This window comes from Geomicrobium sp. JSM 1781026 (assembly GCF_041949955.1).
Classification (GTDB): domain Bacteria; phylum Bacillota; class Bacilli; order Bacillales; family Marinococcaceae; genus Geomicrobium_A.
In genome coordinates this window covers 344,341-357,617 of record NZ_JBHFQF010000005.1, presented here as the reverse complement: position 1 = coordinate 357,617, position 13,277 = coordinate 344,341, and the positions used below count along the sequence as shown (strand labels likewise).

The 13,277-nt window shown below is 41.9% G+C and carries 16 protein-coding genes; 5 read left to right on the top strand and 11 right to left on the bottom strand.

The window, feature by feature from the left end:
- Window positions 1-21 precede the first annotated feature (21 nt).
- The 8 genes from ACE1TF_RS11520 to ACE1TF_RS11485 form a co-directional block, all read right to left on the bottom strand.
- Window positions 22-936, bottom strand: a complete 915-nt coding sequence (locus ACE1TF_RS11520) for an alpha/beta fold hydrolase (RefSeq protein ID WP_375016841.1) — start codon at window positions 934-936, stop codon at window positions 22-24.
- A 1-nt stretch (window position 937) separates the two neighbouring features.
- The gene (gene msrB / locus ACE1TF_RS11515; RefSeq protein WP_375016839.1) at window positions 938-1,378 is read right to left on the bottom strand and encodes a peptide-methionine (R)-S-oxide reductase MsrB; all 441 of its coding nucleotides are present in this window, start codon (window positions 1,376-1,378) and stop codon (window positions 938-940) included.
- On the bottom strand, window positions 1,378-1,905 hold the full coding sequence (msrA, locus tag ACE1TF_RS11510) for a peptide-methionine (S)-S-oxide reductase MsrA (protein WP_042400338.1): 528 nt from the start codon (window positions 1,903-1,905) through the stop codon (window positions 1,378-1,380). The genes msrB and msrA overlap by 1 nt, the downstream gene beginning before the upstream one ends.
- Before the next feature lie 69 nt (window positions 1,906-1,974).
- On the bottom strand, window positions 1,975-2,589 hold the full coding sequence (locus ACE1TF_RS11505; RefSeq protein ID WP_375016836.1) for a ribonuclease H1 domain-containing protein: 615 nt from the start codon (window positions 2,587-2,589) through the stop codon (window positions 1,975-1,977).
- Between the two features lie 98 nt (window positions 2,590-2,687).
- On the bottom strand, window positions 2,688-2,966 hold the full coding sequence (locus ACE1TF_RS11500) for a DNA primase (protein ID WP_375016834.1): 279 nt from the start codon (window positions 2,964-2,966) through the stop codon (window positions 2,688-2,690).
- A gap of 220 nt (window positions 2,967-3,186) precedes the next feature.
- On the bottom strand, window positions 3,187-3,411 hold the full coding sequence (locus tag ACE1TF_RS11495) for a hypothetical protein (protein WP_375016832.1): 225 nt from the start codon (window positions 3,409-3,411) through the stop codon (window positions 3,187-3,189).
- A 53-nt stretch (window positions 3,412-3,464) separates the two neighbouring features.
- Window positions 3,465-4,217: a tryptophan-rich sensory protein gene (locus ACE1TF_RS11490; RefSeq protein ID WP_375016830.1), complete on the bottom strand. Its 753-nt coding sequence runs from the start codon at window positions 4,215-4,217 to the stop codon at window positions 3,465-3,467.
- A gap of 144 nt (window positions 4,218-4,361) precedes the next feature.
- The gene (locus tag ACE1TF_RS11485; RefSeq protein WP_042400327.1) at window positions 4,362-4,616 is read right to left on the bottom strand and encodes a hypothetical protein; all 255 of its coding nucleotides are present in this window, start codon (window positions 4,614-4,616) and stop codon (window positions 4,362-4,364) included.
- A 108-nt stretch (window positions 4,617-4,724) separates the two neighbouring features.
- Between ACE1TF_RS11485 and lplA the strand changes: the two genes are divergently transcribed.
- The 5 genes from lplA to aceA all read left to right on the top strand — a co-directional run bounded on the left by lplA (window position 4,725) and on the right by aceA (window position 10,745).
- The gene (gene lplA, locus ACE1TF_RS11480; RefSeq protein ID WP_375016828.1) at window positions 4,725-5,717 is read left to right on the top strand and encodes a lipoate--protein ligase; all 993 of its coding nucleotides are present in this window, start codon (window positions 4,725-4,727) and stop codon (window positions 5,715-5,717) included.
- A gap of 22 nt (window positions 5,718-5,739) precedes the next feature.
- Window positions 5,740-6,675: an agmatinase family protein gene (locus ACE1TF_RS11475; protein ID WP_375016826.1), complete on the top strand. Its 936-nt coding sequence runs from the start codon at window positions 5,740-5,742 to the stop codon at window positions 6,673-6,675.
- Window positions 6,676-6,867: 192 nt separating this feature from the next.
- Window positions 6,868-8,013, top strand: coding sequence for a sporulation integral membrane protein YtvI (gene ytvI / locus ACE1TF_RS11470; RefSeq protein ID WP_042400323.1), 1,146 nt, complete (start codon window positions 6,868-6,870; stop codon window positions 8,011-8,013).
- Window positions 8,014-8,243: 230 nt separating this feature from the next.
- A complete protein-coding gene (locus ACE1TF_RS11465; RefSeq protein WP_375016824.1) occupies window positions 8,244-9,182 on the top strand; it encodes a peptidoglycan-binding protein in 939 nt (312 codons plus the stop codon).
- A 288-nt stretch (window positions 9,183-9,470) separates the two neighbouring features.
- Window positions 9,471-10,745 carry an isocitrate lyase gene (aceA, locus tag ACE1TF_RS11460; protein ID WP_375016822.1) on the top strand — a complete coding sequence of 425 codons (1,275 nt, stop codon included), beginning with the start codon at window positions 9,471-9,473 and terminating at the stop codon, window positions 10,743-10,745.
- Between the two features lie 86 nt (window positions 10,746-10,831).
- On the opposite strand, the gene ACE1TF_RS11455 is transcribed toward aceA, so the two are convergent.
- The 3 genes from ACE1TF_RS11455 to ACE1TF_RS11445 all read right to left on the bottom strand — a co-directional run bounded on the left by ACE1TF_RS11455 (window position 10,832) and on the right by ACE1TF_RS11445 (window position 12,192).
- Window positions 10,832-10,966: a hypothetical protein gene (locus ACE1TF_RS11455; protein ID WP_255357884.1), complete on the bottom strand. Its 135-nt coding sequence runs from the start codon at window positions 10,964-10,966 to the stop codon at window positions 10,832-10,834.
- Window positions 10,967-11,340: 374 nt separating this feature from the next.
- Window positions 11,341-11,643, bottom strand: a complete 303-nt coding sequence (locus ACE1TF_RS11450; RefSeq protein WP_375016820.1) for a hypothetical protein — start codon at window positions 11,641-11,643, stop codon at window positions 11,341-11,343.
- Window positions 11,644-11,727: 84 nt separating this feature from the next.
- Window positions 11,728-12,192: a CotY/CotZ family spore coat protein gene (locus tag ACE1TF_RS11445; RefSeq protein ID WP_042400315.1), complete on the bottom strand. Its 465-nt coding sequence runs from the start codon at window positions 12,190-12,192 to the stop codon at window positions 11,728-11,730.
- Between the last annotated feature and the right edge of the window lie 1,085 nt (window positions 12,193-13,277).

Genomic DNA, 13,277 nt, shown 5'->3' with positions numbered 1-13,277 from the left:
TGCAAGAAAAGAAGAGGCCCATTATTTGTGCCTCTTTTTATTTTTTATTTCTCGAACGATTAATGAATAAACCATCTGTTTAATCGCTTCTGTTTCATTAAGCAATTGATGCTCCCCACCGTCAATGAGGATGATCTTCTTATTGGCAAACCTTCGGTCATAGAACTTCAAGTTATACTCCCAGCTCACGGTCCCATCTTCTGTGCCTTGAAAAATGACAATTGGCGTTGACTCTTTCCGAGAGCTATCTTTTCGAAAAGATTTCTCCCAATCAACCATCGCTTTGACCCAATCGAGAGGAATTCGGTCTTCTTGTAAAGGGTCCGTCCGTTGCTTATCAACAAACCCTTCATCCCCTGAGTTTGCTCGAAACTTCCGCGGAACATCGTCGCTAAAAAGATCGATAAACACACTCCCCAACTTCGTTGTAAACCAACCCTTAGTTCTCGCAAGTGGCGCAACTAAAACTAACTTCTTAATACGAAAGAGTCTTTCATCATTCCATAAATAATTCGAAGCGATGCCTCCACCCGTACTATGGCCAATAACGAAAGGATCACCGTATCCTCTTTGAATGAGTTGTGCCAACCCTTCTTCTAACACTTCTTCATACCGATCAAAATCATCAATATGATATCGATCTCCTTCTGAAAGCCCGTGTCCTGGGAAGTCGATCGCGAGCACTCCTATATTTTCGTTAACTAAGCGACGAATAAATGGACCTTGAGGGCCGACATGGTCCATAAACCCGTGCAAAAATAAAACGAACTGCTCACACTTATCTGGGACGAAATATTGAAAAGCAATCTGTTTACCGTTAAGCAAAACCCGCTGAAGTTCATGATCTACATCAGCGGGCAACTCATAATACTCGCGATACGCATCGGGATGCTCCAAGAAGTATTCTCGCGATAGTAATCTGGAATGTTCATTCATTCTACTTATCTTTGATCCTGTTCTTATATTCTCCGTACCCAAACTCATCCAACTGATCATAAGGGATAAAGCGAATCGATGCTGAGTTGATGCAATAACGGAGTCCCTCTGGTCCCGGACCATCAGGGAATACATGACCTAGGTGTGAATCTGCATCGTGGCTTCTCACTTCTGTTCTTCTCATCCCGTGAGATGTATCTACCTTCTCAGCCACAACCTTTTCATCTACCGGCTTCGTAAAGCTCGGCCAGCCACAGCTCGACTCGAATTTCTCTTTAGACGTAAACAAAGGCTTGCCAGATATGATATCCACATACAACCCTTCTTCAAAATGATTCCAATACTCATTTTGAAACGGAGGTTCAGTTGCATCATTTTGAGTCACTTCATACTGCATTTTCGTAAGTTTTTCTTTAAGGTTTTGATCTTGACGTTCCGTCATCATTCATTCCCCCAATGCTTTTGGATAAATCCTTGCCTACCAGATCCTCTTTTGTACAATTGATAATGGAAAGGGTTTTTTAAGTGATAATCTTGATGCTCTTCTTCGGCATCATAAAACGGTGCTGCCGGACGAATCGGTGTGACAATCTCTCCTGTAAACGGACCGTTTTCTTGCAAATCTTTTCTTGATTGTTCCGCTAGTGTTTGCTGTTCCTCATTATGGTAGAAAACCGCTGTTTCATACGATTCACCACGATCGTTAAATTGTCCACCACCGTCTGTAGGATCAATGTTCTGCCAAAAAATAGTCAACAGACGCTTGTAACTGACCACGTCTTCATTAAATACAATTTCAATCGCTTCTACATGACCAGTTGTATCCGAACAAACTTCCTTGTACGTCGGATTTTTCGTATGGCCTCCAGTATAACCCGAGCGGACACTCATCACGCCATCTTCCGCTTGAAATGGACCTACCATACACCAAAAACACCCACCAGCAAAGGTCGCCGTTTGCTTTTTCATGCTGTTTAACCTCCTCGTTCAATGACTTATCATTATATTCCCTATCAAAACGTTTCCTCAAACATACGGCTATTTTCTGCCATAGTCCGCTTTAATTTCACCCCAGGCTTTTGTATCCCATTTGAGTAACGTAAACGATGGATTATGGTCACGCAACCATTGTTCCGCCTCCTGCACGTCGTCCCAAATCGCAACACTCTTCTCATTTCGAACGAGCGTTGCTTTCGCTTTCTTCGCTTTCACCCAACCCATCGCCGTTTGTGAATCCGTATAAACCGGAACATTCATTTTGTTGTTATGCAAAAATTTAAATGCATGCACAATCGCAAGAAATTCAGCCATATTGTTTGTGCCAAGCGGATACGCTTCTTTCTTAAACAGAAGCTTTCCATCTTTTGTGTATACGCCTTGGTATTCTACAGGCCCAGGATTCCCATGGGTGCCTGCGTCTACACTGACACTTTCTTCTATAGGTGATATGGTCGTCGTTGAGCGTTTGACCAGTCCACTAGAATTTGGACTTTGATACCCTTGTTTGTATTCTGCTTTTGCTTCTTGAAGTGACGGATACGATTTATACCTTGCCCCTTGATACCCTTTTACTTGCTTCTCACATTCCGCCCAGGTTTCATAGATGCCCGGTGAACGCCCTTTCCATACAACATACCATTTCTTTTTTTTCACGAGGTCATCCCCTTCCTATCCGGACATATCATATCATGCCGCCACTCTCTTTAAAAAGAGAAAGAGCTGACCTAAAATCGGTCAGCTCTTACAGATGATTACATATCGTCGTCATCTTCCATATCTTCATCCATATCTTCATCCATATCTTCATCTAAATCAAGATCGTCTTCTGTATCATCCATATCGTCCATATCATCGTCGCCCATGTCATCATCCATGCCGCCGTCCATATCGTCGTCGCCTGGTTCTTCAGGTGCGCCGCCGTCTCCGTTCATGTCATCGCCTGCTGGATCTTCTGCATCATCACCACATGCTGCTAGCATTCCGACTGCAAAAACACCTGATAGTGCACCGTATAATAACTTTTTATTCATGATTCATTTCCTCCTAAATAAAATACGTAGATTTTTTTTTACTTTGTTGTGCTCTAGTTATCATTTTTCCATTTTCAAACCGAACTAAACAAAAAAAACTGCTTTCACAAACTTTCACATCTTCCACCCATAGTCTATACAATTTGTGCGAACTTCTAATACATTTAGCTGATATCACACAAAAATGCCCCAGACTGTATATCCGGGACACTTGCCTATCCTATAACTTCTCGCGTACAGAAAGATCTTGTTGTTTTTGCACGTCTGATGCTTGTTCTTCATCTTTATAGTATTCGTCTTGGTCTACAAGCCCCTCAATTTCACTATCAGTAAAGTCAACTTGCTCTCCTTCTAAGAGATCCTTCACATGTTCATACACTTCATCTAACTGATCTTCTTTTAAACGATCGACGAGTTGGTGAATATCTTCTTTCGTAACTGCCATCTTTATCATTCCTTTCTTACAGTACACCCTTCCCTTTTTGAAGCACGTGTAACCTACCTTCTCTTAATAAGGTGAATTAGAGTCATGATGCTCATCACGACTACGAGAATCCAACACGTCATTGAAATGATTTCAAACCCTTCGGCGCGTTCAATCCCAATGCCGATATATGCCCATATAAAAACGAGCGGGTAAATTGCATCTTTGCATCTGTTCATGAATGTTACAGCGAGTACAACCCCGATAATTAATACGATGATGGTCCATACTTGGCCTGAAACAATGATCCCTTCAATCGGGTCTACGCCCATCGCTACAAGCACAATACCTACATTTAAGATTGTTGCAATTGATATCCAACCGATATAGACAGAAATTGGAAACAAGTCAAAAGGACCACGGTCTCTTGCGTTTGAAATTAACCAATGTAAGCGAATGAGTGAAAATAGCAGCAACAACATAAACAACATCGTCACGTAGAACCATTCATAATGAAAGCTAATTAGCCACCCAACATTTCCGAGTGCACTTCCTAAAAACGGGTACAACAGCGCCGGAGCAAATGACTTTCTTCGTCCATTTGACGTCATGAATTTAGCTAGCCAGATCAGTAGAAGCACATATATAAGTCCCCATATTGAAAATACATAACCTGGCGGAATGAACAGCAAGCCGATCTGGTCGGCAATTTCACCTGTCGTTTGTCCATTGATTGGCAATCCATTTGCCATCGCATTTACAACAACGACGACGACTAGCGCGAATAACATGATAAAAACTGCTGATTTAGATAACGTTCGATTCAATTTTCTCACACCCTTTAATGAGGTTGTTATTTAAATAATTTCCGTTCATCTCACAGAATACATTGCACATAACAAAATCCCAGCATAGACACCTATGAGGGATTTTGACAGATATAAAGTAAAAGTGCAAAAAAAGCCTGTCATTTACGCTTTCTTTAATGACAACAACTGATCAATGTACAAATAAATCATAAACATTACGAAAAATGAAAACGTTCCACCGATATAAAAGCGAATAATGCCATTTCGGCCCGAGTCAATAATCCCCGTTGTTAACCAACCGATGACAGCAGCTATAGCCAATAGGACCGCTGCGACAATGCATTCTACTTTACGCGCGGATACGTGCTGGACAATTTCCTGGACATTATCCATCGCAATTTGCTTAAGTACAGTCACGACTCATCACTCCTTATTTTCAAATTAGTATATCATAAATATACGCCGATACGTGCAAACATTCGCGAGCTTCTATACAATAGATGATAGATGAAGGAGGATGTTTTTATGATTTTTGTTGATAATGCAAACACGACAGACCCACGAATAAACTTAGCAATCGAAGAGTACATCCTTACACATTTTGACGAGCATGATGTGTATTTGCTTTTTTACATTAATGAACCTTCTATTATAATCGGTAAAAACCAGAATACGATTGAAGAAATAAATCGTGACTACGTAAACGACCATAACTTGCACGTCGTTCGCCGTTTATCTGGTGGTGGTGCTGTTTATCATGATCTTGGCAACTTAAACTTTAGTTTCATTACAAATGATGATGGGAATAGTTTTAGTAACTTTAAGAAATTCACCGAGCCCGTTGTGGAAGCACTCCAGCAAATGGGCGTACCTGCTGAGTTAAGCGGTCGGAATGATTTACATGCAGATGGGCGGAAGATTTCTGGTAATGCCCAGTTTGCGACAAAAGGGCGAATGTTTAGTCACGGCACATTGATGCTGGACTCTGAAATTGAAAATGTCGTGTCTGCTCTAAATGTAAGCGACGAGAAGATTCGTTCAAAAGGGATTAAATCCATACGTAGCCGCGTCGCGAACATTAACGAATTTATTGAAGCGCCTTTAAGTATGGAAGAATTTAAGGAACGTCTTCTCCAATCGATTTTTGCTGGGGACGCTAATTTCTCGCGTTACACGTTAACGGATGAAGACTGGGAAAAGATCAAGCAAATTTCCGAAGAACGGTATCAAAAATGGGAATGGAACTACGGGAAATCCCCTTCTTACGATATTAAGCGTTCGAAAAAGTTCCAAGCTGGGCTCGTGGATTTTCGTTTTAAAGTGAAAAAAGGGGTCATCTCGGAGATGAATATTTTTGGTGATTTCTTCGGCACTGGAGAAATAGAAGAAGCTGAGGCACATTTTGTTGGCACCCGCTACAAAGAAGAAGACATTCGAGTTGCTGTTGAGCAGTTAGACACCAAAAAATATTTTGGTGCCATTGACCGAGAAGATCTCATTACGTTAATTACTAGCTAATCATGTTGGGAGAGAGTATCGAATGAGTGCTTATGTATATGGGAATACGCCATGTTTTTTAGGAGCTAAATGGGCAATTGACAAAAATATCAAAGATACCGATGTCGTCGTATACGGCGTTCCTTGGGAAGGGGGAGTGACGTGGGGAGACTACACTGGGGTTGAGCTCGGTCCAAAATCAATGCGCCTTGCTTCTGCGAGGTATAGTGGATATTTACCTGAGCTTGACGATATTGATGTGTTTGAACACCTCAAGCTATCAGATATGGGTGATGTTGATGTCATTCCAGCTGAAGTGGAAAATACGATGCAACGGATTACGTCATTTTCTAAACATACTTGGGAGCAAGACGTCTTCCCAGTCGCTTTAGGCGGGGATCATAGCATTACCTATCCAATTCTAAAAGGCTGGGCTGAGACAAACCCCGGCAAAAAACTCGGTATCATTCATCTAGATGCTCACTATGACAACATGCCAGATTTCAATGGTGATTTGTATGCACGAAATACCCCATTTGCTCGACTATATGAGCTTGATGCGGTAGAGAATACTGCACTCGTTCACGCGGGAATTCACGGACCACGAAATAAGCCAGAAAGTGGAAAGTTCGCCAAGAAAGCTGGGGCAATTACTCGCACTGTGAATGAATTTAAAGAAACAAAGGATTTACGGCAACTAGCTAGAGATATGTATGAACAAGCTTCAAAAGGTACAGATGCTGTATATCTTTCCATATGTAGTGATGTGTTAGACCATGCGTACAATCCAGGTGGACCGGTTGATACTAACGGTCTTACCTCCTATGAGTTGCTCACTGTGATTCATGAGCTTGGTAAACAAGGGCTATGCGGAATGGACTTCGTGGAAGTTTATCCACAACAAGACCAAACAGACTTCTCTTCCCATCTCGCTTCCACCGTTGTATTGTATGTACTAGCTGGGCACGCACAATCGTAACAACTGATGAGAGGGGTTTGAACTTGGCATTCAAAACCCCTCTCATCTATTTGTCTCAATTGTAAGGATTAACCTAACGTCTGCTTACATATAATGAAAGATGTACAAGCCAGATGTTGCATCCGTTACCTTGATATGTAATGTTTTGATATACTAGGTGTCCATCCCTTGTTTAGAAAGGGCGAACAGACAATGACTAAAGAACAAGCATGGATTTCATTGCGAGCAGTAAGTGTAATTTTAATTGCCATTCTCATCATCTTAGTGAGTGCTTACCTTTTCACAATTACCTACCCTTTTGTAATTGCTGCACTGATCGCTTGGATGTTTGCACCGCTTTTACGACTATTGAAGATTAGGCTTAAGTTTCCATCAACGCTCGCATCACTAACGACTGTATTAATCGGTATCTCTGTACTTGGTGGTGTGATCACTGGAATTACGTTCCTTATCATTTATATTTTCCAGCAGATTTCACATGAGCTACCGGGGTGGATTGAACAAGGCGCAGCCCAGCTACAAGAAATGTTTAACAGTTTCGTACTACCGATTTGGACAGAAATGAATTGGTTCATTGATAACTTAAATGTTGAACAGCAACAAACCCTTCAACAAGGAATAACAGAACTAGGGAACCAACTAGGGAACATTATTGGTAACGTTGCACAATCGTTAGCAAACGGACTCACAAATGTTGTTTCCGGTATCCCTGCATTTTTATTTGCATTTATTTTCGTCATCCTTGCTGTTTACTTCATTGGTAAAGATGTAGGAACGATGAAAGCAAGTTTGCAAAGTAGAGTGCCTGTTGGCATCCAAACGAAATTTACGCTGTTCGTTCAAGAAGTTAAGACTCGTGTATGGGGATTTATCCGAGCTCAATTAATCTTAATGATCATAACGACAGTCGTCGTGCTCATCGGGCTATTAATCCTCGGCGTTGAGAATGCGATAACGATGGCTTTGATTACCGGTGTTGCAGAAATTCTCCCCTATTTAGGAACAGGAACGATTCTCATTCCTTGGGGAATCTATCTGGTAATTTCTGGAGAAATCTTCTTAGGCATTTCGATACTCGTCTTATACGTCGTCGTTGTCATCGTTCGACAATCATTAGAGCCTAAAGTCCTGTCCGTAAGTATGAATTTGAACACGCTAGCGGTTCTGTTCTCTCTCTTTGTTGGGTTTCAAATTCTCGGTGTGATCGGGTTATTCCTTGGCCCTGCGCTACTTGTTGTGCTTACGATCTTAAAAGATATTGGCGTCATTCAGGATATCGAACAGTTTATTAAACACGGGTTTATCGATGACGAACCTCCTCGAAACAACACGTCGTAATGAACGGTCGTTCGACTTCGCTCCCCTTCGTTCCTCAAAACCTTGTAAAAAGCGGGTATGTTACGCATATCCGCTTTTTTTGAAAGATAGATTTCCCTTATTACAAGGCCGTTTCAATCCGGTTAAAAAGTAGCAAACCCTCTTGTGTCCAGAAGTGAAAGCTTGCTAGGATGCTAGTTGTAGGTACACAAACCTAAAACTAACGAACGCAATGAGGAGGAGTTTGCTTCATGAAGAAAATGCAAACACCAAATGTGGTGAAACATTTTAGTATGACTGCCTTAGCCGCCGGATTTGTTTTCGCTTTCCTACCTATTACTGCAGACGCCAGTGAATTCGGAAGTGAAAAGTTAAGTGATGGGACTGAGCACGAAGAACATGTAGAACTTCTGCAAGAGTTACTCGTTGAAGAAGAGTACTTAGAAGATGGGTCCATAAATGGAGTTTTTGATGAGACGACAGAAGAAGCCGTTACAGTTTTCCAAGAAGACGCGAGTCTGCTCATTGACGGCATTGCTGGACCGCAAACACTAGGGGCCCTTTCAGTATTAGAAAAAGATGATGAAAATGTACTCGTTGAATATTTACAAGAAGACTTGCAATCATTTGGTTATTACGGCGGATCCATTGACGGAATTTTCGGACCACTAACAGAAGACGCTGTTAAAGGCTTCCAATCAGATGCTGGCATTCATATTGACGGTTTGGCAGGACCTGCCACGTATTCCGCGATGATGAACTTTACAGCACCACAACCAGAGCCAGCTGTTGAAAGCGAACCAGCAAATGAAGAAGCAACCGAAGAAGCAACTGAAACGACTGAAGAAGCGACGGCTTCTGCAGAAACGACAAGTGAATCAACAAGTTCAGCTCCAGAAGGCACCACAATTTCAATGGAAGCTACCGCGTATACTGCTTATTGCAACGGTTGCTCCGGTATTACTGCAACAGGCATTGACCTTAGAAATGACCCTCATGCCAATGTAGTTGCTGTTGATCCAAACATCATCCCTCTCGGTAGCCGCGTATATGTTGAAGGCTACGGTGAAGCAATTGCCGGCGATACTGGTGGCGCGATTAATGGTCATAAAATCGACCTGCATATGGCGACCAAAGACGAAGCATTAAATTTCGGAAGACAACAAGTGAACGTCACGATCCTTAACTAAATCCATCCACCCCGATCTTCTATGCTAGAAGATCGGGTTTTTTTATGTTTTTGCTTAATACTAGTCCCCTCACACAGGCATGAAAATCCGCTCAGTGAAGTGATTGTTACCAATTGAATCGACTCGTTTAACTCCCACCCTAACCCATGCGATCGCAGCACACTTCCGCCTATTTTTGTCAGAACAATTATTTTTTTCTAAAAAAACTGTTGCAACACAACAGTTGTTGTTATATATTAATTAACATAATATAAAAACTGTTATAATACAAAAAGGGAGAGGATTTTCATGAGTTTCGAAACTGAAGTGAAAACATTAAACGATCAATGGAAAGATGACAGCCGCTGGGACGGGATCAATCGCCCTTATTCTGCTGAGGAAGTCATCCGTTTGCGCGGTTCTTTGCAAATTGAACACACGCTAGCCAAAACGGGTGCCAACAAGTTGTGGGCTCAGCTTCATGATATGGATAAAGTTCATGCTCTTGGTGCATTGACCGGCAACCAAGCTGTCCAACAAGTAAAAGCCGGATTAAAAGCCATCTATTTAAGTGGATGGCAAGTAGCAGCCGATGCAAACCTGTCAGGTGAAATGTATCCTGACCAAAGCCTATATCCTGCGAACTCCGTCCCCCAAGTCGTAAAGCGGATTAATAATGCACTGCAACGAGCAGATCAAATTCAGCATATGGAAGGCAATGACGAGACCGATTATTTTGTCCCGATCGTCGCTGATGCAGAAGCAGGGTTCGGCGGTCAGCTTAACGTATTTGAATTGATAAAAGGAATGATTGAGGCAGGTGCGTCAGGCGTTCACCTTGAAGACCAGCTCGCCTCAGAGAAGAAATGTGGACATTTAGGGGGCAAAGTATTGTTACCAACTCAAAACGCGATCAAAAACTTAGTCGCGGCCCGTCTTGCCGCTGATGTTTCCGGTGTCCCTACCGTAATTATTGCTAGAACAGATGCCGATGCGGCCGACTTGATTACGAGTGACATTGACCCAGAAGATCATCAGTTTATCACAGGTGAACGCACTCCAGAAGGTTTCTACCGTACTCACGCAGGCCTTGATCAAGCAATTGCTAGAGGGCTAGCTTACGCCCCGTACGCTGATTTGATCTGGTGTGAGACCTCAAAGCCTAGCCTTGAGGAAGCTCAACAGTTTGCCGATGCCATTCATGAAAAATTCCCTGGCAAGATGCTTGCGTACAACTGCTCACCTTCCTTTAATTGGAAAGCGAATCTTGATGAGCAAACGATTGAACAATTTCAAGATCGGTTAGCAGAAATGGGCTACCGTTTCCAATTTGTTACTCTCGCTGGTTTTCATTCTTTGAACTACAGCATGTTTGATCTTGCTTCCAAGTACAGAGACCATGGGATGGCTGCCTATTCTACATTGCAACAAGATGAATTCGATGCGGAATCTCGTGGTTACACAGCGACAAAGCACCAACGAGAAGTAGGAACCGGATATTTTGATGAAGTTGCACAAACGATATCATCTGGTACTTCCTCCACAACTGCACTTGCAGGTTCAACAGAAACCGAACAGTTTTAAATGAACCACCGAGGATGAGAGCTCTTCTTCTCATCCTTGTTTTTTATGGACAAAAAAAGCCGCCAACATTGGCAGCTAAAGTCGTTTTATTCATGTTCAACATTTCTAAGACAGCGTTCACATTGGGTGAAAAATGAATCGTTTGCTGCAGGAAGTACCTCACCACAATCTTGACAACGCGTTGGCATTGCAGATAATTCAGTCATTTTCACAAATTCCATAAGAACCCTCCTCTTTGTATCGTATTCACATTGTACTATAACAAAAATAAAAAGTAAACAACTGTTATATAAAAAATAAACATTAATTGATACCGAACCGCTCTGCCCGTTATACGAGAAACACGTAATCTTATTGGAATGATTTGCTACGAGCTGCAGCCGTAGAAAAATCATCACGCCAAGCTGTGCAAATAAAGATTTCTCCATTAAAAGACTGGAGGTAGTCGTTCACATTTCGTCAACCTTTTATCGCTTGTTATCTCATTTACTCACGGTACGCGACTAGGGCTATTCGCTACAACACCTTCGTTCGTCGTTCGGAAATTCATGTACATACCGCACATAAAAAAAGACCGACACCGGGTCGTGTCGATCTACATTTCAATCGCTTTTTCAGATCGTTTCGCATCTACCATTAAAAGGGTTGCCGATATGGCGTGCATCATCATACCAATGACCGGGATAAATGCAACAAATGCCGTAACAATACCGAGGATGCTTCCGTGTTTCTTCTTCCCGTCATTCACACTCATTACAAGCGTTAAAATGTGTAAACCGAGCATGATGATCATTGGCGTCGGACCCATTGTCCAATAAATAAAAAAACCTAAAACTGGTATCGCAAGCACCGCTTCCAAACCACCGGATATCCACTTCAAAATTGATGATCCATTCATGACATCATCTCCTTGTACAATTCGACCAAATTCGTTAGTACTATCCTACACTATTTTTACGTATCATTGCATCAATGGTTTCATTTATTCTACAAATGATGGATCAAGACATTTTAGCGTACATAAACATTCGCAGTCCACGATCGTGCATTGCCCTGTGCGGACGAGCAACAAATCATTATTTCGAACAACTTGATTTAAAGGGACGTCAGCCATACCAGCTGGTATCTCCAATTCAGGAAAAGGCCTAAGCAACTCTAAAACCGCACAATTCCCATCTACTCTGTCTACCCTAAAAAATACAGTAATAAACGATTCACCCTCACGTGTATCACCTAATGCGTATAATAACCGATTCATATTTGTCGTTAAAATTAACGGAACGGTATCATAAACAGGCTCTGGGTTTAACAATTTTTCATAACAGCCGTTGCCACATGACTTCTGTACACGATCTTGTTCCTTGGCGATCCCTTTTAATGTTTCGCATACGCAACTACACGTATTTTTGCTACAAGACGAACATGAATGACAATGAAAACTTTTCATATTTCCCCTCCTCTCCATACTTATTTTATTCAGTAACACAACGCTTGTATGGTCAGTTCTCATAGAACATTCGTCAAAATTGATTGAAAAATCACCGGATTCCTTTATAATTAAAATTAAGAAAAGATTGAATACGATGCATAGAAAGGTTGATTTAGCATGAATCCAGGTGCACTAGTTGCCATTCTCTCAATTTCACTCGTTATGGTTGCGGTCAGTGCCGCAATGGCGCTCGTCTTTTTAATTCAATCCTCCAAGCGTGACGTATAAACATCAACAAAGTGCAGAGAGCTCTACTCGCTCTCTGCACTTTGTTATGTGCGAATCATATTGATTATTGAACTTGTCATCGTTCTGCTTCAGTAGCTATATACGAAAAGATTTTGCGAGCACTTGAGGTTTATTTGAATAAACACCGTTGACGTTCGATGAAGCACGGAACGTTTATCGATCGCGGTGGTGTTCTAAAGCGGTCTAGATCGCCAACCCCCTAAAATTTACCAAATGCGAGCAACCGCCGCCACCATCGATGTAGAAAACAGTGAAAAATGATCTAGATTATCAGGAAAATGATCTAGTTCGCCCAGTATCTGGAAAAATCTATCGTTTTAACGTGATTTAGATCGTTTCGGGGGTGATCTAGATCGCAGATCTCCTAATCATTCCCAAATATAATACAACTAGAAGTTTATGTGAGCAAAAATCTCCTCAACTTCTGCCGAGAATAATATCAAACTTCTTCGTATACTTGGATGCCGGGAGTTCCCGCTAGTATGACCCGCTCAGCTCAATGCCGAAGCGAACGTGACGGGTCGTGTAACCTTTTCACTTTAAAATGTTACGTTCAATACACATCATTACTTGCAATAACAAGAGTACAACCCTTGCGTGCACTACAATTTCAGTTTCTCGTATTTCTTTTACCTCGACTGTAGTTCACATTCACCGTTGCTTCGATCGTAGTGTTTGCCTAGTTGGTTCCTCTTTCACTCTTACATAGATTGATCCTACCGTACGTTAGCGTATAACGAGCTGTTTGATTCTCCCGACAATAGAACGTACTTCACTCGTGCGAAATTTCAGCG

What these genes read in the sequence shown, in the direction of transcription:
- ACE1TF_RS11520 (WP_375016841.1), bottom strand. Translation starts at nt 936, where the DNA reads ATGAATGAACATTCCAGATTACTATCGCGAGAATACTTCTTGGAGCAT.
- msrB (WP_375016839.1), bottom strand. Translation starts at nt 1,378, where the DNA reads ATGACGGAACGTCAAGATCAAAACCTTAAAGAAAAACTTACGAAAATG.
- msrA (WP_042400338.1), bottom strand. Translation starts at nt 1,905, where the DNA reads ATGAAAAAGCAAACGGCGACCTTTGCTGGTGGGTGTTTTTGGTGTATG.
- ACE1TF_RS11500 (WP_375016834.1), bottom strand. Translation starts at nt 2,966, where the DNA reads ATGAATAAAAAGTTATTATACGGTGCACTATCAGGTGTTTTTGCAGTC.
- ACE1TF_RS11495 (WP_375016832.1), bottom strand. Translation starts at nt 3,411, where the DNA reads ATGGCAGTTACGAAAGAAGATATTCACCAACTCGTCGATCGTTTAAAA.
- lplA (WP_375016828.1), top strand. Translation starts at nt 4,725, where the DNA reads ATGATTTTTGTTGATAATGCAAACACGACAGACCCACGAATAAACTTA.
- ACE1TF_RS11475 (WP_375016826.1), top strand. Translation starts at nt 5,740, where the DNA reads ATGAGTGCTTATGTATATGGGAATACGCCATGTTTTTTAGGAGCTAAA.
- ytvI (WP_042400323.1), top strand. Translation starts at nt 6,868, where the DNA reads ATGACTAAAGAACAAGCATGGATTTCATTGCGAGCAGTAAGTGTAATT.
- ACE1TF_RS11465 (WP_375016824.1), top strand. Translation starts at nt 8,244, where the DNA reads ATGAAGAAAATGCAAACACCAAATGTGGTGAAACATTTTAGTATGACT.
- aceA (WP_375016822.1), top strand. Translation starts at nt 9,471, where the DNA reads ATGAGTTTCGAAACTGAAGTGAAAACATTAAACGATCAATGGAAAGAT.
- ACE1TF_RS11455 (WP_255357884.1), bottom strand. Translation starts at nt 10,966, where the DNA reads ATGGAATTTGTGAAAATGACTGAATTATCTGCAATGCCAACGCGTTGT.
- ACE1TF_RS11450 (WP_375016820.1), bottom strand. Translation starts at nt 11,643, where the DNA reads ATGAATGGATCATCAATTTTGAAGTGGATATCCGGTGGTTTGGAAGCG.
- ACE1TF_RS11445 (WP_042400315.1), bottom strand. Translation starts at nt 12,192, where the DNA reads ATGAAAAGTTTTCATTGTCATTCATGTTCGTCTTGTAGCAAAAATACG.